The sequence below is a fragment of the Desulfopila aestuarii DSM 18488 genome (genome assembly GCF_900143695.1).
Taxonomy (GTDB): domain Bacteria; phylum Desulfobacterota; class Desulfobulbia; order Desulfobulbales; family Desulfocapsaceae; genus Desulfopila; species Desulfopila aestuarii.
In genome coordinates, this window is the sequence record NZ_FRFE01000011.1 from 1 (window position 1) to 18611 (window position 18611).

Below are 18611 nucleotides of genomic sequence, written 5' to 3' on the forward strand. Positions count from 1 at the left end.
TCAGGCAAATAGCCATTGCGCACAACCTGCATGTGCCCTTTCTCATTTCTCAGCTCTGCGTAATACTGGAGCAGGTCCTGCAATTCAGCCTCAACCGCATCAGCAATGAGTTGTCGGGCGCCGGTACGTAACAGTTCGGTCAGCGGGTCTTCGACAAACTCTCCTGGCTTTTTCAGTGTGATAACTTTACTGTTGATCATGACGTATCCTTTTTTGTTGGAATTCTGTTTTGGCGAACTGATTCCAACAGGATACGTCATTTCTTTTTAAATTCTCCCTCAAACACCACTTTTGAGCATAACTCTGGCATGACCGAAGGTGTCGTTAATGCTTTTAAAGTGATCGATGTCGAGCATCAGGATGACCATAGGATCACTGTAGCGCCCGCCGCGTATGATCTCTCTTGCGGCCATGTCGTAAAAACGTCTTCTGTTGCTTACTCCGGTAAGCATGTCTTCGCTGGCCTGCCTTACAAGTTCTCCCTCTAAAAGCTTCCTATCTGTAATGTTCTGAATTTGTGAGATAAAATACAATGGCGAATTGGCATTGTCTTTTACAAGCGATACACTGAGTAAGATATGGATGATGCTCCCGTCTTTATGGAAGTAGCGTTTTTCCAGTTGATATGTATCAATTTCACCAGATAACATTTTCTGTACATAGAGCAGGTCTTCATGCAAATCGTCTGGATGGGTTATGTCTTGAAAGGTTAAAGTGAGTAGTTCTTCCTCACTGTAACCAATAAGATTGCAGAGTGCTTTGTTGGCCATGAGCCATTGTCCGTTAGGTGCAACAAGGGCCATCCCGATAGCGGCATACTGAAAGGCATTGAAGAAAAGTCTCTGATCGTGTTGGAAAAGATTATGCTTATCCATGTTGTCTATCGATCCTCATGACTCATCTCATATATTTGGCCTGCCGGGCATTTGAATTGAGCCATTATCACAGTAGTTGCTTGATTGCCTGAGCCACCTCATGGACTGCCATCGCATAATAGGTGCTATGGTTATAGCGGGTAATGGTATAGAAGTTAGGATATCCAATCAGGTATTGATCATGTCCGGCATGGCGTAACAGGAGAAGATGCAATGGGCCGTTGGTGTCGTAAGGATGAGTGGAGTGCAGACCCGCCTGCTCGATTTCGGCTAGCGTATATTGCTTGCTAATGCCAGGTTCCAGTTTGACTTTACCTCTGGCTGTCAGGGGAGATACTACTGGTTGTCCAGGCTTCCAGCCATGCTGGGCGAAATAATTGGCAATGCTGCCTATGGCGTCTTCCGGGTCCCAGAGGTCCCGACGGCCATCGTTGTTGAAATCCACCGCAAACTGGAGAAAGCTGCTGGGCATGAATTGTCCAAGTCCCATTGCCCCGGCAAACGATCCTATCGGTTCTGCCGGGTCTAGACCTTCGTTTCTGGTCATGAGTAAATAATCTTCAAGTTCACTCCGGAAGTATTCACCTCTACGGGTATAATCAAAACTTAAGGTGGTTAAGGCATCGAGCACCCGGTGACTTCCAACGTTGCCGCCAAAGATGGTCTCCACGGCAAGGATGCCGAGGATATACTCCTCGGGAACACCATACTCCTGGGACGCACGCTGGAGAGCGCTGCGATAGTTGTAGGCAAATTCCACTCCGCCCGTGATGTGGTGCTTATCTAGAAATTTACCACGATATCGAGTCCAACCGCCTACTGAGGGACCGCGTTTCATGGCCTGATCTGATTTGGCAAGATAGTTGAGAGTCCAGTTCTTGCGCTGTGCCTCAGAAAAGAGCCCATTTAAGTAATCACGCTCAAAGCCGTGCTTGTCCACCATCTCCCCGATAAATTGTTCCAAACTGGCATAGCCGGCATAATCACCTGAAATCGATTGGGCGCTATAGGCCCCTAACGGTGAATGCTGAGAATCCCCTGTATGATGGGCGACCTTGTTCCCTGTACGCTCCGCATGTCCTCCGCAGGCTGATAAGCTCATGAAAAGAGCCAGAGTGCAACAGGCGAGAAGCCGAGGCAAGAGGAGGAGTCGCTGAAAAGCATATTGACAAATAAACCGAAATGGCCGAAGGAGACAAAATGGTCTGGTCATTGAGAATTGATAGTTATCACGTTGGATGAGGTTGAATGTTGTTAGGGTGGCATTTCATCGCGATTGAATCTCATACGAAAGAAAATAGCCAGCTAATAAGTGAAAACCATGATCCGATCTCATAGATTTCGTGATGTGGATACGACCAGATCGAATATCAAATACACTATCAATCTCGCTTACTATGGCAAAGATCATGATTCGAGAACCACTCGTACCTTTTGTAGGATCGAAAGAGAGTTGAACGGTTTTTGAATAAAATGTATCCCATCCTCGAGCATGCCATAATCCACGATAATATTATCTGTATATCCGGACATGTAGAGAACTCTGATAGAGGGATGTTTTTCTGATATCAGGGAATATAATTCTTTCCCGTTCATGTCCGGCATGACCACATCAGTTAAAAGCATATCCAGGTCAATACCGGTAGCGACCGTTTCGAGTGCTGTCTTTCCATCTTCAACTGCGATAACCTGATATCCATGATCCTTCAGGATATCGTACACCGTGGTTCGTACTGCTTCGTTGTCTTCTACCAGCAGTATGGTTTCCGTGCCATGCGTAGAGGATTGTATTTCCTGTTTTGGTTTGCTGAGTTCCACTGTCTGTGTTGCAACCGGCAGGTATATTTTAAAAGTTGTGCCCACGCCGGGTTCACTGTATACCCAGGTACTACCCTTGTGTTGTTTTACTATTCCGTAAACGGTTGCTAATCCAAGACCGGTTCCCAGATCGCCTTTGGTTGAAAAGAACGGCTCAAAAATTTTAGAGATAGTTTCTTCGTCCATACCTACACCTGTGTCGCTTACCACGAGCATGACATAGTGGCCTGGAATGACATCGGCATGGGTCGCAGTATACACCTCATCAAGCTTCGCCATCTTTGTTTCAATTGAGAGTTTTCCTCCATTTGGCATTGCATCTGACGCATTGACTATCAAGTTCATCAGTACCTGTTCAATTTGCCCTTTATCGGCCAAGGCAGGCTTTATGTTGGCTGATTTGAATATGCTGATTTTAATATTTTCCCGAACAGTGCGTCGTATGAGTTCTTCGAAATCATCAATAATCTTGTTTATATCCAGCGACTGGTATTCCAAAATCTGTTTACGGCTGAAAGCAAGAAGCTGTTTGACCAGATCTTTTGCACCTGTTGCAGCCTTGTTCATATGGGCAAGTTTATCCTTTGCCTCGTCAGGAATGTTTTCATCTAAAGTGAGCAGTTCTCCATATCCAAGGATTGGGGTAAGAAGATTGTTCAGATCATGGGCAATTCCTCCGGCGAGTTTACCGATGGCTTCAAGTTTCTGAACCTGTTTCAATTGGTTTTCCAGCTTTTCTTGTTCAATTCTGGCCTGTTCCCTTTCAGATATGTCCTGGACAAAGGAGACTCTGATTTTTTCGTTGTTGTAGGGTAAGGGACTCATGAATATCTGGACCGGGAATATCTCACCGTTTTTTCTTCGATGATGTGTTTCGATCGTGGTGGATTTTAAATGGCTTGACTCATCCCTCAGCTCAATAAATTGTTTTTTGCTTAATGATGGGTCGATATCAAACACTGACAGGTTGCAAAGTTCCTCTTTTGAGTAACCGAGACTGCGGCAGGCATATTCGTTAACGTCGATGATCTGGCTCTTGCCATCAACGAGGAATATACCAAGGGATGCCTGTTCGAAGATGTATTGGGATATCTGGAGCGATTCCTCAAGCTGTTTGCGTTTGGTGATATCCTGACAGACAACAAGAACCTGGACGGTTTCAGCCGGTCCTTTGACAGACCGCAAAAACTCTTCACTCCACATGAGACTGCCATTCTGTCGCTTTTTTCGGAACTGCTGATGGTACACCTTTCCAGGGGTTTGCAGACAGTTCTTGAAGCCCTCATTTGCCGCAGCCCTGTCATCTTCGTGAAAGAGACTAAGAAACGGCTGTTCTAAAAGTTGCTCTTTGGTATAACCGAGTTGGCTTGCACCAAAATCATTTACTGCGGTAATAATTCCTTCAGTATTGAGAGTGAAAAACATGGACGGATTTTCATTATAAAGGGCGCGGTAGCGTTCCTCGCTGGCCCTCAGGGTCGCCTCGACTTTTTTGGCTTCAGTAATGTCGATCAGGGTGCCGATAACTCCGGGTTTTCCATCAAAGTGAATGCGGCGTCCGTGCACTTCCACATCAATGATTGAACCGTTTCTGTGTTGGCCGCGAAATACGTAGCGGATGGAGTCTTCTTCCCCCTCGACGCGACGACGGATATTTTCGAGTACCAGAGCGCGGTCTTCCAAATAAATCAAGTCGGTCATCTTGAGGTCATGAATCACCTCTTCGACGCTGTAACCAAACATGTGTGCAAATGCCCTGTTGGTATAGTGGAATCGACCGTCCTGAATAAGATAAATCCCGGTCAGGGAGGATTCGGCCAGCAATCTGAAACGTTCCTCGCTTTCACGGAATTGTTTCTCTATTTGACTTTGCTCACCTACAACACGCACCACTCCGAGGAAACAGTCTTCGGCCAGCTTCCTGATCTGGAGTTCAGCTGACAGTGAGCCGCCTCTGTTACAGCGCAGGTTGCACAGGCCGGGTTGATCGTGGTTTTTCTGGAAAGAATCAGACTGCAGGGGAAAATCAGCCAAGTCCTCATTTGAGACGATATCCCTTATGGAGAGACCCAGCATTTCATCTCTGATGTATCCGAGAATATCACACAGTCGCTGATTGACTTCTAATAATGTGTTTTGTGCATTCGCAACGAAAAGTCCTTCCTGAGAATGTTCAAAAAGACTTTTGCATAGTTCTCTGGAGGCAAAAAAAGAATTAGTATCGTTTTGTGCTGAATTTTTTCTCATGAAATTCTCTAAATAATTCCTTCCCGTTGTCGCTGCGGTACATCATTTTTCAATTTCCAATAGGCAAATCGTATCCGGGATGCCATTGGCAATCAGCTAATTTGAAGCCTATCTACTGTTTATCACACTCACCAATACTTTATCAAATGGACCGGATGAGTATTCAACTCTTGTCCCAACGCATGTGTACGTCTGTCTTCCCTACATTCTCGTCTGAAATACTAAGAAGGGCCAATTTTTTTGCAACGAAAATTGGTTAGATGTTGGTGATCTGCATCATTCATGTATAAGATATTATAAGAGTTGCAGAAAAGTCTCGGTTGCTTGAGATAATGTAGTTTCCCTTGTCTGTCATACGGTGTAATGCCAAAGGAGAACTGCTATATGGATAAAATGCAGAAACTGAACCTCGTCTATGGGGTCATAGCCATCATTGGTATCATGATCCTGCAGGATGTTCTGGTACAGCAACAGACGGTCCAGCCTGTTCCGTACAGTGAGCTGGAAATGTTGCTTGAGCAGGGCAAAGTGTCTGAATTGACAATTCGGGAACAGTATATTGTCGGGGAACTGCGGAAACCCGATGAGAACGGTAAAAAGGTGGTGATCGCCAACCGGGTCGATCCGCGGCTTGCCGAGCAACTGTCAAAATATAAAGTCCCGTTCACCCAGGCTCGGGAAAGCAAGTTTCTTATTACTCTTTTTTCCTGGATTGTTCCTGCCCTTGTCTTTTTTGGTCTCTGGCTTTTTGTCATTCGTAAAGTGATTGAAAAGCAGGGCGGTGGAGCCGGAGGATTTATGAATATCGGCAAATCCAAAGCCAAGGTCTATGTCGAGCGGGAGACCGGAGTAAGCTTTGCGGATGTGGCGGGGGTTGATGAGAGTAAGACTGAGCTTGTTGAAATTGTCGAATTTCTGAAGTCGCCTGACAAATATGGTGTATTGGGTGCCCGAATGCCTAAAGGAATCCTGCTCGTCGGCCCTCCGGGCACAGGTAAGACGTTGTTGGCTCGGGCGGTAGCAGGTGAAGCAGGCGTACCATTTTTCTCGATCAGCGGTTCGGAGTTTGTCGAGATGTTTGTTGGAGTCGGTGCTGCCAGGGTTCGGGATCTGTTCGAACAGGCGACGAAGTCGGCACCGGCCATCATCTTTATTGACGAACTCGATGCGCTTGGCCGCGCCCGTAGCCCGATGAGCGGCATGGGGGGTAACGATGAACGTGAACAGACGCTCAATCAGCTGCTGGTGGAACTCGATGGCTTTGATCAGACAAGCGGTCTTATCCTTCTGGCTGCCACCAACCGGCCGGAGATACTTGATCCGGCGCTGCTGCGTGCCGGGCGTTTTGACCGACAGGTGCTGGTTGACCGACCGGACAAGCTTGGACGCGCGCAGATCCTGAAGGTACATAGTAAAAAAGTTGAGATGGCAGATAATGTGGAGCTGAACAAAATCGCAGAGCTGACCACCGGCTTTTCGGGTGCGGATCTGGCAAACCTGGTGAATGAAGCTGCCCTGTTAGCGACTCGCCGCGGAGCAGAAAAGGTTGAAACCGATGATTTTACCAGGGCCATCGAGCGGATTGTGGCCGGATTGGAGAAGAAAAACCGGTTGCTGAATCCTCGCGAACGTGAAATCGTGGCTTATCATGAAATAGGCCATGTTCTCACGGCGCTGGCTTTGCCGGGGTCTGATCCTGTCCATAAAGTTTCAATCATTCCGAGAGGTGTGGGAGCCCTGGGCTATACTATGCAGCGGCCTACAGAGGATCGCTTTCTCATGACCAAGGAGGAGTTGGAGCGAAAAATTGCAGTGCTGCTCGGTGGTCGGGCTGCAGAAAAGCTGGTGTTTGATCACCTCTCAACAGGTGCCTCGGATGACCTGGCGCGTACCTCCGATATCGCACGGTCGATGGTCACCCGCTACGGCATGGATGAGCAGATCGGTCATATCGTCTATGACGATAACCAGCAGACGTTTCTTGGTCAGCAAGGTTATCCTCAACCGCATCGATCATCAATGAGTGATGCCACTGCCCAGTTGATCGACAGTTCGGTAAAGACCATTGTTGATAACGTCTTTTTAGTTACACTCGAACTGCTCGATAAGAATAGGGAGGTGATGGAACGTTGTGCCAAAGCACTGCTCGAAAAGGAGACTCTCGATGAGGCGGAGCTGCGGAAACTGACGGAAAATATGCACCGTATCAGCTCGCCGCAAGAGCCCCTTTCTCCGGATATGCCGACCATAACCGAAGATGTGGAGACAGTGGAAAATGAGGGAAAAAATGCAGGGTGAGTTGGGGGTTACTCTTAATGGGTACCGCGAAATATGGGCACTACGGGCTAAGTATTCATGCAATAATGGTTCATGAATCATCGCCCTGAGGCCACAAGAGCTTCAGGGCGATATTCTACCTATCAGAATAGCAGTACCGGGCATCTGACGTTGTGCAGCACGTGGTTGGCGACAGACCCGAAGATTACGTCACGGATTTCGCCGCCACCCTCATGTCGACCGATGACCAGCAGCTGAAAATCCTGTTTATTGGCGGTGCGGGTAATGACTTGGCGCGGTTCGCCGGTTTCCATTATCAGCTCGCAGGTAAATCCCACATCCTGCAGCTGGGCACCGTAGCGTTCAAGAAGCTGCCGACCAGCCTTCCGGGCGTTATCCTTGACCATATCCATCTGAAAATCAGGAATCATCCGGTAGGCCAGCTGTTCCTGATTAATGACATACAGCAGGGTGAGTTTTCTTGGAAAGCGTTTGCGTTGCTCTATGACTGACTGGACGGTTTTCTGGGCTGTGGGTGAATCGTCAACAGGAATCAGGATCTTGGGGTCCATAGCTGTTCTCCTTGGCTGAAGTCGGACTGCACCTATATCATAGAGTATATCACATTTTTTCCTGATTAATTTCCATATATCAATCGTGGCAACAGTAGCACCAGATCCGGCCAGTAGGTGAGTATCATCAGGATGGCAGTCTGGATGGCGAGAAACGGCATGACCGCCTTCGACACATAGATCAGGTTGCGGTCCACCACTGCACCGGAAATGTAGAGACTGACGCCCAGGGGCGGGGTACAGTATCCTATACCAAGGTTGATTGTCATCAACAAGCCGAAATGCATGGTGTCGATACCGAATTTGCCGAGCAGTGGCAGAAATATCGGAGTCAATATCAGTGTTGCCGAGATGATATCCATGAACATGCCGATGAAGAGCAGCAGGATGTTGACCGTTAGCAAAAATACCCAGGGCGAGCTGATGGAATCGACCACTATTGAAGCAATTTTACCGGGTATCTGTTCAAATGTGAGGTATTCTCCGAAAACCGAGGCGCCAGCGACAATGATCAGGAGGGTGGATGAGGTGACCGCAGAGGATACGATGACCTTTTTCATATCACGCAGCTTCATGTCCTTGTGTATGCAGATTTCCACAAAAAACGCATAAAAGCAGGCGACGACCGCGGCCTCGTTGGCGGTGAACAGTCCTGAATAGATACCTCCGAAGATGAGTACCGGGAGGAAAAGCGCCCAGGCGCTCTCTTTGAATACTGCAACGATTTCATGCATTGACGGTCGCGGCCGCCGGGTCATTCCCATCTTGCGACAGAAATAATAGGCGTAAATGCTCATGGCCGCCATAATTAGCACGCCGGGGATGAAGCCTGTGAGAAAGAGGGCTTCAAGCTGGTCGTTACTGACCATCGCGTAGAGGATCATGGCGATGGAAGGTGGGATAATGACCCCGAGAATGGGGGCGGTGGTCATGATTCCTACTGAAAATTTCTCGTCGTATTTGTTTTCGATCAGGGCCGGGATCATGAAACCGCCAATGGCAACGACTGTGGCCACGGTGGAGCCGGAGATGGCGCCAAAAAAACCACAGGCCAGGATGCCGGCCATGGCCAGGCCCCCCGGAAGAAATCCGACCAGGACGTTGGCAGTTTTGATCAGTTTGTGGACAATGGAGCCGGTGGTCATGATATTGCCGCAAAGGACAAAAAACATGACGACTACGAGGGCGAACTTATCCATGCTGCGGTAGAGAACCTCTATTACAATCTGAGGGTCGATGCCGATCCCATAAACAAGGCCAACCGTGCCTGTAAAGAACAGAGCCATGAACACCGGCATGGTGGAAGCGAGACAACCAAGCAGCAGAGCGAATATCATCAGGTAGGAACTAGCCATGATCAGCAACCTCCCGTGATGTCGTTTAAACCGGTCCAGTCTTCATACATGGTGATAATCGTCCGGAAAAACATCATAACCCCCATCAGCGGCAGGACGGCATAGAGAAGCCATTCCGGTACCTGGAGGGTTGCGGTCAGGGCATATTCGTCCTGGTACATCATGAGTGTCATCTGGCTCCCCAGATAGATCATACATGTGGAAAAGACAAGAACTGCCAGGTGGGAAAAAAGGGTCAGTGGCTTTTTCAGAAATGGCAGCATCTGCGGCAGGGCGTCGATCCGCACGAGAGACCGACTGCGGATGGCGGCGACGCAACCGATATAGGTGGAAAAGTAGATAACCTTGCGAACCACTTCGTCGGACCAGTAGAGGCTGTAGTCACTGGTGGTCTTACGCAGGACGACATTGGCCATGGCCGTGACCAGGGCAATACAGACGGTGGCGAAAAGCGACCACTCTTCCACGAATAGAAATACCCGGTCAATAGACCTGAACAGTTTTTTCAACATATCCCATCTTGTGCTGCTGGAAAAAAGGTGATTAGCGAGGTGCGCTGGTTCCGGGCCTGATTAAAAATCAGTATCAAGCCTTCTGGTGTGGACAATGCCGTGGCATGCCGGGAACGAGGACCTATAAAAAAAGGTTGGTGAGTTTCCTCACCAACCCCGACACGGCACCGGCCGCTGTTCCTGCGGCCGGTAATCGATTCGTTTTCTTTTCAGCTCTTAATTGCCAAGTGTTGTACGTACCTTGGTGAGATAATCCGGACCGATTTTCTCGCTCCATTTAACCAGTACCGGTTCTGACAGTTTTTTGATCTCGGCCATGTCGCTGTCGGGGAGTTTATAGAATGTAACCCCCTCAGCCTGGGCTTTGGCAACCTGATCCGCATGCTGCTGGCGGGTCAGAGCACGCGATTTTTCACTCTCTTCCTTGATAACACTGAGGAAAGTTTCCTGCAAGTCTTTTGGCAGTTTGTCGAGCCAGCGCTTGTTGATGAGGTGAACGAATAGCCCCATGGCGTAATCGAGTTCGGTGAAGTTTTTGGCAATGGTGAACTTCTTGGTGATGTTGCAGACAATGGCGGTGTGATCAAGTCCGGTGATGACACCGGTCTGCAGTGCCTGAGGAACATCAGGCCATGGCATAACGGTAAATTTCAGGCTCCACGCTTTATACGAATCGGTGTTGACCGGGGCTTCGGCGATACGGAAGTTGACAGTCTTGGCATCGGCCAGCGTCTTTACGGGGGTGGTTGTTGCCCAGCCATAAGGGCCGTAACCGGTGATATCGGTGACGATCATTCCCTGATTCAAGGCGCCGTTGGCAAAGGGGTCCCATAGCTCAGGAGTGTTTCTGAATGCGTCCAGCTTGTCGAAGGTATCGACCACATAGGGAAGATTGACGATACCCAGAATGTCCGAGACATTGGCTGCTGCAACTGAAGAAGAGAGCATGCCCTGGATTGCGCCGATTTTCAACTTGCTGATCACATCCTTTTCCCCGCCGAGTACGGATAATGGTCGATAATCAACGTATATCTGTCCATTTGTCTTTTCCCATACCGCGTCCCGGATGCGATAGCCTACACCCACTCCTTCAATAACAGGATGACTGACGTTTGAGAGGATATAGGTGTATTTCGCCCCGCTTGGATCAAATTTCGGTTTCCAGGCAGCTAAAGGATCTTTGTCCTCAGCCATTGTCAAGGTTGCAGACATCAGAAGGGCTGTGGACAGCAGGGCAATAAGTGGTTTCTTCATGCAATATTCTCCTTGCCGCTCTTTTGGCAACAAACCGCAAGCGGCGTAGAATGGTGGAACTGGATAGCCGACTTGGGCATGCGACAAAAGACATGTCGGGTTGTCAGGCGAAGTCAGCATAATCATACATCAACTTGTTTGATTCAATTAACATAAAAGATTAGGCGCAGCAATTATAAAAGCGAAATAGATTAGGCGTTATCGGCGACGGCAGAAATAAAATTCGACATATGGTGGCGGGGGGCTAATTGGTCTTCGCGCCATTGCGGAGAGTGTGTGGCCCACACCTTGATGGGTGGTACTGCAGGAGAAGAACATCACTGCCCCCAAAAGGGAAAAGGAGAATCAATGCCGAAGCGGTCTATGAACAGTAGGAAGAGAAGATTCGGGGAGAGTGAAAAACATATCGATAGACTTGATCATCCAATGATCTTGGCGAGATACCAGAATACGGTTTAATTTGACTTCCCAAACGGGTATGCTGAAAAAGTATGACATGAGGTGGCGTTTCAGGCCTTTTTTGCCTGGAGAGTGCTGCCTGGGGAAATGAATGACGCCAGATTCCGTTTTGATGCGTTTATATTTTGAGTGTATGAGGGAAAAATGAAAAGAAGTGGTAACAGGGGCGCGGACTCTTTACGCCCGGTATCGATTGAGCGGGGAATTCAACTGAACGCCGATGCGTCAGTGTTGATCAAGATGGGCAACACCCATGTGATTTGTGGTTTAACCATTGAGGAAAAGGTGCCGCCGTTTTTGGAAGGACGGGGTCAGGGTTGGATTACCGCTGAATATGGGGTGCTGCCTTGTGCGACCAACGGCAGATATAAGCGGGAGACAAACGGCAGATCGGGCCGGAGTTCGGAGATCCAGAGATTAATTGGCCGGAGCCTGCGGATGATGGTTGACCTGAAGACTATTGGTGAACGAACTCTACGGGTGGATTGCGATGTGTTGAATGCCGATGGTGGAACCCGCACCGCCTCGATTACCGGTGGCGCCTTGGCAATACGAGATGGGCTGAAGAAACTTGTGGCACAGGGAAAGCTGGCTGAGCTGCCGAAAATTCTGCCGGTGGCGGCGATTTCGGCGGGTATTGTTGACGGGGTGCCGGTACTTGATCTCGATTACCCTGAGGATTCTGCGGCCGAAGCTGATGCCAATTTTGTTATGAGTGGTGATGGGCGTTGGATCGAGATCCAGGCGACTGCCGAGGGTGAACCGTTTCAGCAGGATGAGTTTTTACAGGTGATGGCGCTTGCTTCTAAGGGGATCACGGAACTGCTGGGGTTATGGGATTGAGGTGGATGTAGTAAGAGGGGTGAGGCATCAGGTGAGATGATGGTCGCAAAGGGAAAAGTCATTCGGGGGACTCGTGAGTGGGCGGTAGTCAACATCGACTGCTGTACAGGTTGCCCGCACGACTGCCGGTATTGTTATGCCCGCTATGATGCGGTAGAAAAGAGAGGATTGCTGAGCACGGCAGATTGGCGTGAATGCAGGGTTCGGTCAGAGGATGTGGAAAGAATTCAGCCGCTCTATCCGGGGCAGGTGATGTTTCCCACCACCCATGACATTCTGCCGGAAAATCTCGATGCCTGCATCAAGGTGATCGACCATCTGCTTCGGGCGGGCAACAGGGTGCTGGTGGTGTCAAAGCCCCATCTCGACTGTGTGCAAGAGCTGTGTCGTGTCTTTACCTCCAGAAAGGAAAACCTTCTTTTCCGCTTTACCATTACTGCCCGTGACCCCGAACTGCTCTCATTTTGGGAGCCAGGTGCGCCGGTTTATTCCGAAAGAAAGGCAAGCCTGAGCCATGCCTTTAATAAAGGATTTCAGACCTCGGTCAGTGTCGAGCCAATGCTCGATACGGCTGACGTGGTTGAAATGGCTCATGAACTGCTGCCTTATGTCACGCATTCTATCTGGCTTGGTACAATGAACAAGATCGACAAAAGGGTCAGAATCGACAGCGATGAGGTGGTGCGCCAGGTCGAACGTATTCGGGCCGGCCAGGATGATCTTGTAATACAGAGAATTTACCAGCAGCTGTACCGAGAACCGCTGGTGAGATGGAAAGAATCGATCAAAATTATTATGGGACTGCAACTGGCGAAAAAGCCAGGAACAGATACATGATGATGTATTCAATGGGGAGCACATAATGCGAAGAAAGCAATGTCAGGTAACGGACCCGGAGGCAATTACGGAAATTCTACGTCGATGTACGGTGGGACGGCTGGCGACCATTGGTATTGACGGTTATCCCTACATCACTCCGGTGAATTATGCGTTCTGGGGTGGTTCTGTCTATTTCCATTGCGCCAGAAAAGGGGAGAAGACTGACAATATTTTGAGAGATCCAAAGGTTTGTTTTGAAGTGGATATCCCCCTTGCGTATCTGGATACTCATTTTGAGCCAACAAAACCGGCCTGCCAGGTGCATCAGTTTTATCACTCGGTGATTATTCGCGGCAAGGCGGAGATAGTTGAGGATCTGCAGGAAAAAGTCGGCGCCTTAAACGCCCTGATGGCCTCCCACGAGAAGATAGAAGGTTACTCCGCCATCACCAAGGATACGGAAGCGGTGGCCAGTTGTTCGGTGGTAGCGGTACGGGTGGAGTCGCTGTCTGCCAAAAGTGATCTTGCCCAGAAAAAGGACGATGCGACACGTCAGCGAATTGCCGACTATCTGGAGCAACGGAATTTGCCGGGAGATGGGGAGGCCGCAAGGCGAATTCGTCCTGGAATGACAAAATAATAACGATCATAAGAAGATGCAGTATGGGCGATAACCTCTATTGCTGTAGTTCCTTTTCATCATTTTCTCATCTCACAAAGGCATGACCATGCATATCCTGTTTATCATTGTCGCCGGCCTTCTGGGGGCCGCAGCTTTTGACACTGAAGGCGTGCTGTTCGGTGCGGTGATCGGCTACCTCGTTGCCGAGGTACTGACACTTAAAAAACGGGTCACCAGGTTAGAACGTCAAGCCGCTTCCGATCTTTCTGCTATGCAGGAAGAAGTTGTGTTTGCCCCTGTTGATGAGCCTGGCGATTTTGTCATGTCTGAAGCGACCGTTGAGGAAGTTGTCGATCCGCTTACGACTGATATCGGGAAACGTGTCCAGGTACCGCCTGACCCCACAAAACAGGAGGGCAGGCAGGAACATCACGAGGAAACATTAGCCGGCCCCGATCGGCTCTTTGCAATGTTTGGCAAGGTGGGCAGTGATGTTGGAGACTGGGTAAGCCGCTTTATTACCGGTGGCAATCTGGTTTTGAAGATGGGGCTCGTCATTCTTTTTTTTGGCGTGGCCTTTCTCGTGAAATATGCGGCGCAACATAATCTGGTACCCATCGAGCTACGGTTGGCCGGAGCGGCATTAGGTGGCATGGTCCTGCTTGGACTTGGCTGGCGACTGAGATCACGCACCGGTGGTTACGGCTTGGGACTGCAGGGCGGCGGTGTCGGTATTCTCTATCTGGTGGTTTATGGAGCGGCAAAGCTTTATTCACTGGTGCCGGTGCCTTTGTCGTTTGGTCTGATGATCGCTCTGGTGGTGCTTTCCGGTTTCCTTGCGGTCTTGCAGAATGCGCGTATGCTGGCGGTTTTCGGGGCTATCGGCGGCTTTATCGCACCGGTGCTGATGTCCACCGGTACCGGCAGTCATGTGATGCTGTTTTCCTATTTTGGGCTCCTGAATATTGGTATCCTGGGAATTGCCTGGTACAAAGCCTGGCGTGAATTGAATCTTCTTGGCTTTTTCTTCACCTTCGGTATCGGCACCCTCTGGGGGAGTCAGGGATACCAACCGCAACATTTTGCTACCACCGAGCCGTTTCTCATTTTCTTTTTTCTGCTCTATGCGGCGATCTCTGTGCTCTTTGCTCATCGTCAACCGGTGAATCTACGCGGCTTTATCGATGGACCGCTGGTTTTTGGTCTGCCACTTGTTGCCACTGGTCTACAGTATGCTCTGGTGCGAGACTTCCAATATGGCATGGCCATCAGTTCCTGCAGTCTTGGTGTCTTTTACCTGCTGCTTGCCACCATTCTCTGGCGGCGACTGGCGGAAGGGATGCGGATGCTGTGCGAAGCTTTTCTAGCACTCGGAGTGATGTTTGCCACGATGACCATTCCGCTGGCACTTGACTCCACCTGGACAAGCGCTGTCTGGGCCTTGGAGGGTGGTGCCATGGTCTGGGTTGGAGTCCGTCAGAAGAGGCTGCTCGCCCGGCTTTTTGGTGTATTGCTGCAATTTGTTGCGGCGTACCTTTTTCTTGCGGAGACCTTTTATCCTTTTGGCGCCATACCATTTTTGAACCGTTCTTTTTTCGGCTGCCTTTTTATCGCGGGTGCGGCCCTGTTTGCCAGTTTTTCCCTGCAGCGGCATGCGGATGAACTGCGTAAATGGGAAAAATATGTCTCTCTGCCTCTTCTCGTCTGGGGATTATGCTGGTGGTATTTCGGAGGTCTGCGCGAATGTGACCATCACTTTGGCCATATAAGAATCCAGAACGCTGTGCTGCTCTTTAGTTCTGCGTCGACCATACTCATGACCATTGTCGCGGTGAAAGTCAGCTGGCGACAACTGGCCATCGCCCAGGCGGTGCATCTGGTGTTGATGGCTCTGTCGATGGTGTTTGGTCTGTTTGATATGCCCTATAACTCGCACCTGCTTGCAAGTTGGGGACCGCTCGCCTGGGCTGTGGCTTTTTACTGCCAGTACCGCATGCTCTACCAGTTCGATCATGAATGGCCAGAGTGGCTGATGGGCTACTGGCATGCCAAGAGCCTGTGGCTGCTCTTGCTTCTTTCCTGTCTTGAGATATCCTGGTTGGCAGATGAAGCTCTTCAGCTTTCAGAGATCTGGGCGATTATTGGTTGGGGCGTTCTGCCTGCCAGTGTTGTGTTGCTGATCATGGGTTTGGGCGGACGACCGGCCTGGCCGCTGGCTCGCTGGGAACGCTACTATCGAGGCGTGGGAATCGGTCTGCCGGCTTTGCTGCTTATGATCTGGAGCGTCCTGTGTTTGAAAGAGTCAGGAGATCCTGCGCCGCTACCATTTGTCCCGCTCATTAATCCGCTGGAGTTGTCGCTGCTGTTCATTATCATGGTGTTGATGAAGTGGGCTTCGGCTTGCCGGAGAGGAAGCTGTTATGGCTTTCCCTTTCTGTCCGAGCGGATCATCTTCTGGCTGGTGGCGGCACTCATCTTTATCTTTACCAATGGCACAGTGGCGCGGTGTGTCCATTTCTTTGGCAATATTCCATATCGTTACGAATCCCTTTATCATTCCGTGGTCTTTCAAGCGGCAATCGCAGCCTTATGGAGTCTTGGCGCCCTGTCCATGACTGTCTGGGCGGCAAGAGCTGGCAACCGACTGGTCTGGTGTTGTGGCGCTGTATTGCTGGCGCTGGTGGTCGTAAAACTCTTTCTGGTGGACCTGTCCGGAACAGGTACGGTCGCCAGAATCGTCTCGTTTATTGTGGTGGGGATCCTGATGCTGGTGATTGGCTATTTTTCGCCCATCCCGCCGGGGAGAAAGGAGGAAGTTATATGAGACGTGTTGTCACATTTACACTGCTCGCATTGTTCTGTCTTGGGACTGTATCCGCGATTGCCGAGGATTTAAAGAGCCGTGACTTTGGTTATGGCTATATGATCGAGGCCAGGGAGAGGGGTGCAATATATTCTTTACCGGTTCCTGGTGAGGTGTATCGAACCGTGCGACGGTCTGATCTCGGTGATATCAGAATCTTCAACGGAGCGGGTGAGCCAGTGCCCCATGCTCTTCGAGCCTTGGCTTCCCCTGAAGAGTTAGCTGGTGAGAATCGAGAGGTTCCATTTTTCCCGTTGCATGAAGATGAGGCTGTGATTGACAGCAACATGTCGCTATCCGTTCGCAGAAATGCCGATGGCACGATTATCGATATCGATAGCGGCAAACTCGAGCCGCAGGGCGAGCGAAGAGTGTCGGGTTATTTGCTGGATCTTGGCGAGAAGGCAAGTGACATTGGTAACCTTGAGATATTCTGGAAGGTTGACAAGGCCCATACCACGAATTCGGTAATGATCCAACAGTCGCATGATCTGCAACGTTGGTGGACCTTGGTAAATAAAGTCACATTGGTTGATCTTGAATATGGCGGTAATCGGATTGAACAGCGCAAAATCAAACTGCCCCAACGTTCAGGCCGATATCTGAAAATTACCTGGTTGCAGAAGCAACAGCCGTCTGAACTGCAACGTGTTACAGCCCAGCCGCGAGTGGTGCTATCCAGGCAAAATATGCAGTGGGTCACCCTCTATAACGGAGCTAAAAGTGCGGTTGGCGAGAAAACCGTTATCGATTTCACTTCGGGTTACAGGCTCCCGGTGCGTAGCGTGAGGTTGCAGTTTCCCGAAGTGAATTCCATCGTCAGCGCGTCGGTGCAGTCGCGAACGGGTAAAGACGATAGTTGGCGTGAACAGTGTCGCGGCGTCTTCTATTTACTTGAGATGGATGGTGAACGGTTACAGAGCGAGCCATGCAGCTTTATGAGCACCAATGATAGTGAGTGGAGACTGGTGGTGCTGGATGATGGAGCTGGATTGGCTGGTGGTGGTAGTAATCTTAATCTCAATCTGGGCTGGCAGAGTGATGAGTTGCTGTTTATTGCTCGGGGAACCGGTCCCTTTATTTTTGCTTTTGGCAGCGGCAAACTGGAAAACCGTACAGGACCCAATAGCTCAGAAATGGTACTGACCGCCGTTCAGTTGCATAAAGATGGTGACATCCTTCAACCTGCCAAACTTGGTAAACGTATTGAACTCGGCGGTGAAAAGGCACTGGTGCCTCCGCCTCCTCCAACACCATGGAAAATCTGGCTGCTTTGGTCTGTTCTGGTATTGGGGGTGATCGGTATGGGGGCGATGGCTCTCAACCTCATGAAGGATTTGCGAAAGAGAGAGGATGCTTAGGAGAGGAGTGCCTTTACACGGTTGCTGCAAATGTTTCGGTGTGAAGGTGGGTGCCGTGCAGTATTTTCAGATTACCTCTATATCGTATTGAGCTAACAGACCTAAAACGCCTGGGTAATCGAACTTTGCTTTTCTGACTCGGTTATGTTCCGGGTCGATGATGTAATTATATGAAGACGTGAAGTTCGTTTTTTCGAGGTTTGTGTGAGCAAATGTTGCATTGGAGAAGTCACAATCTTTCAAAACGGATTTGGAGAGATCAGATTCGGTAAAATCTGCATCAACCAGCTTCGTTTTATCAAAAACAGTATTTCTTAAATCAACTCGGTAAAATGAGGAATGGTTTAACGTACACTCATAAAACCCGACTGATAACATCAGATTGTTACAGTTCTCAAAATGCAGACCCAGCATTTTCGTATCAATGAATTTGACGTTATTGAAAACCGTCTGGTTCATGGAGACCATACTGAGATTACATCCTTGAAATTCGCATTCGATGAATTTAATCCCGGAAATATCTGAATTTGAAAAGTCACAGTTGATGAATTTACAATTTTCGTATTCGCCAGCCTGTAATCTTTCCTGAGTGAAATCGATATCTTTGTATATTTCGTCTTCGATAATCATCTCTTCATTGATGGTATGATGTTGAATCAACCGGCAGGTCGTATCGAGTGTGCTTGAAGGTTGGCTATACGTGACGGACTCATAAGAAATCATCAGTGTTATGG

Annotated in this window: 14 protein-coding genes and 1 pseudogene; 6 read left to right on the top strand and 9 right to left on the bottom strand. The window is 49.4% G+C overall.

Features of this window, described 5'->3' with window-relative positions; genetic code table 11:
• The 4 genes and pseudogenes from BUF15_RS11995 to BUF15_RS12010 form a co-directional block, all read right to left on the bottom strand.
• Positions 1-200: pseudogene (locus BUF15_RS11995) on the bottom strand (IS256 family transposase); the annotation flags it as partial.
• A 78-nt stretch (positions 201-278) separates the two neighbouring features.
• A complete protein-coding gene (locus BUF15_RS12000; protein ID WP_073613733.1) occupies positions 279-875 on the bottom strand; it encodes a PAS domain S-box protein in 597 nt (198 codons plus the stop codon).
• A 67-nt stretch (positions 876-942) separates the two neighbouring features.
• Positions 943-1977 (bottom strand): lytic murein transglycosylase B, encoded by a 1035-nt coding sequence (gene mltB / locus BUF15_RS12005; RefSeq protein ID WP_073613734.1) that lies wholly within the window; start codon positions 1975-1977, stop codon positions 943-945.
• Between the two features lie 305 nt (positions 1978-2282).
• Positions 2283-4940, bottom strand: a complete 2658-nt coding sequence (locus BUF15_RS12010; protein WP_073613735.1) for a PAS domain S-box protein — start codon at positions 4938-4940, stop codon at positions 2283-2285.
• Between the two features lie 384 nt (positions 4941-5324).
• Between BUF15_RS12010 and ftsH the strand changes: the two genes are divergently transcribed.
• Positions 5325-7238 (top strand): ATP-dependent zinc metalloprotease FtsH, encoded by a 1914-nt coding sequence (gene ftsH / locus BUF15_RS12015; protein ID WP_084553932.1) that lies wholly within the window; start codon positions 5325-5327, stop codon positions 7236-7238.
• Between the two features lie 122 nt (positions 7239-7360).
• Here the strand turns inward: ftsH and BUF15_RS12020 are convergent, their stop codons facing one another.
• The 4 genes from BUF15_RS12020 to BUF15_RS12035 all read right to left on the bottom strand — a co-directional run bounded on the left by BUF15_RS12020 (position 7361) and on the right by BUF15_RS12035 (position 10910).
• Entirely contained in the window at positions 7361-7789 is a 429-nt protein-coding gene (locus BUF15_RS12020) for a universal stress protein (RefSeq protein WP_073613736.1), read from the bottom strand.
• Positions 7790-7854: 65 nt separating this feature from the next.
• On the bottom strand, positions 7855-9144 hold the full coding sequence (locus BUF15_RS12025; protein ID WP_073613737.1) for a TRAP transporter large permease: 1290 nt from the start codon (positions 9142-9144) through the stop codon (positions 7855-7857).
• A 2-nt stretch (positions 9145-9146) separates the two neighbouring features.
• Positions 9147-9656: a TRAP transporter small permease gene (locus tag BUF15_RS12030; protein ID WP_073613738.1), complete on the bottom strand. Its 510-nt coding sequence runs from the start codon at positions 9654-9656 to the stop codon at positions 9147-9149.
• A 216-nt stretch (positions 9657-9872) separates the two neighbouring features.
• Entirely contained in the window at positions 9873-10910 is a 1038-nt protein-coding gene (locus BUF15_RS12035; protein ID WP_073613739.1) for a TRAP transporter substrate-binding protein, read from the bottom strand.
• 603 nt (positions 10911-11513) lie between these two features.
• On the opposite strand from BUF15_RS12035, the gene rph reads away from it, so the two are divergent.
• From rph to BUF15_RS12060, 5 genes are all read left to right on the top strand, one after another.
• Positions 11514-12212: a ribonuclease PH gene (gene rph / locus BUF15_RS12040; RefSeq protein ID WP_073613740.1), complete on the top strand. Its 699-nt coding sequence runs from the start codon at positions 11514-11516 to the stop codon at positions 12210-12212.
• Positions 12213-12248: 36 nt separating this feature from the next.
• The gene (locus BUF15_RS12045; protein WP_143170707.1) at positions 12249-13049 is read left to right on the top strand and encodes a radical SAM family protein; all 801 of its coding nucleotides are present in this window, start codon (positions 12249-12251) and stop codon (positions 13047-13049) included.
• Positions 13050-13074: 25 nt separating this feature from the next.
• The gene (locus BUF15_RS12050) at positions 13075-13671 is read left to right on the top strand and encodes a pyridoxamine 5'-phosphate oxidase family protein (RefSeq protein WP_073613742.1); all 597 of its coding nucleotides are present in this window, start codon (positions 13075-13077) and stop codon (positions 13669-13671) included.
• 82 nt (positions 13672-13753) lie between these two features.
• On the top strand, positions 13754-16477 hold the full coding sequence (locus BUF15_RS12055) for a DUF2339 domain-containing protein (RefSeq protein ID WP_084553934.1): 2724 nt from the start codon (positions 13754-13756) through the stop codon (positions 16475-16477).
• A complete protein-coding gene (locus tag BUF15_RS12060; protein ID WP_073613744.1) occupies positions 16474-17877 on the top strand; it encodes a DUF3999 domain-containing protein in 1404 nt (467 codons plus the stop codon). The genes BUF15_RS12055 and BUF15_RS12060 overlap by 4 nt, the downstream gene beginning before the upstream one ends.
• Positions 17878-17943: 66 nt before the next feature.
• Here the strand turns inward: BUF15_RS12060 and BUF15_RS12065 are convergent, their stop codons facing one another.
• Entirely contained in the window at positions 17944-18600 is a 657-nt protein-coding gene (locus BUF15_RS12065) for a pentapeptide repeat-containing protein (protein ID WP_143170708.1), read from the bottom strand.
• Positions 18601-18611 lie beyond the last annotated feature (11 nt).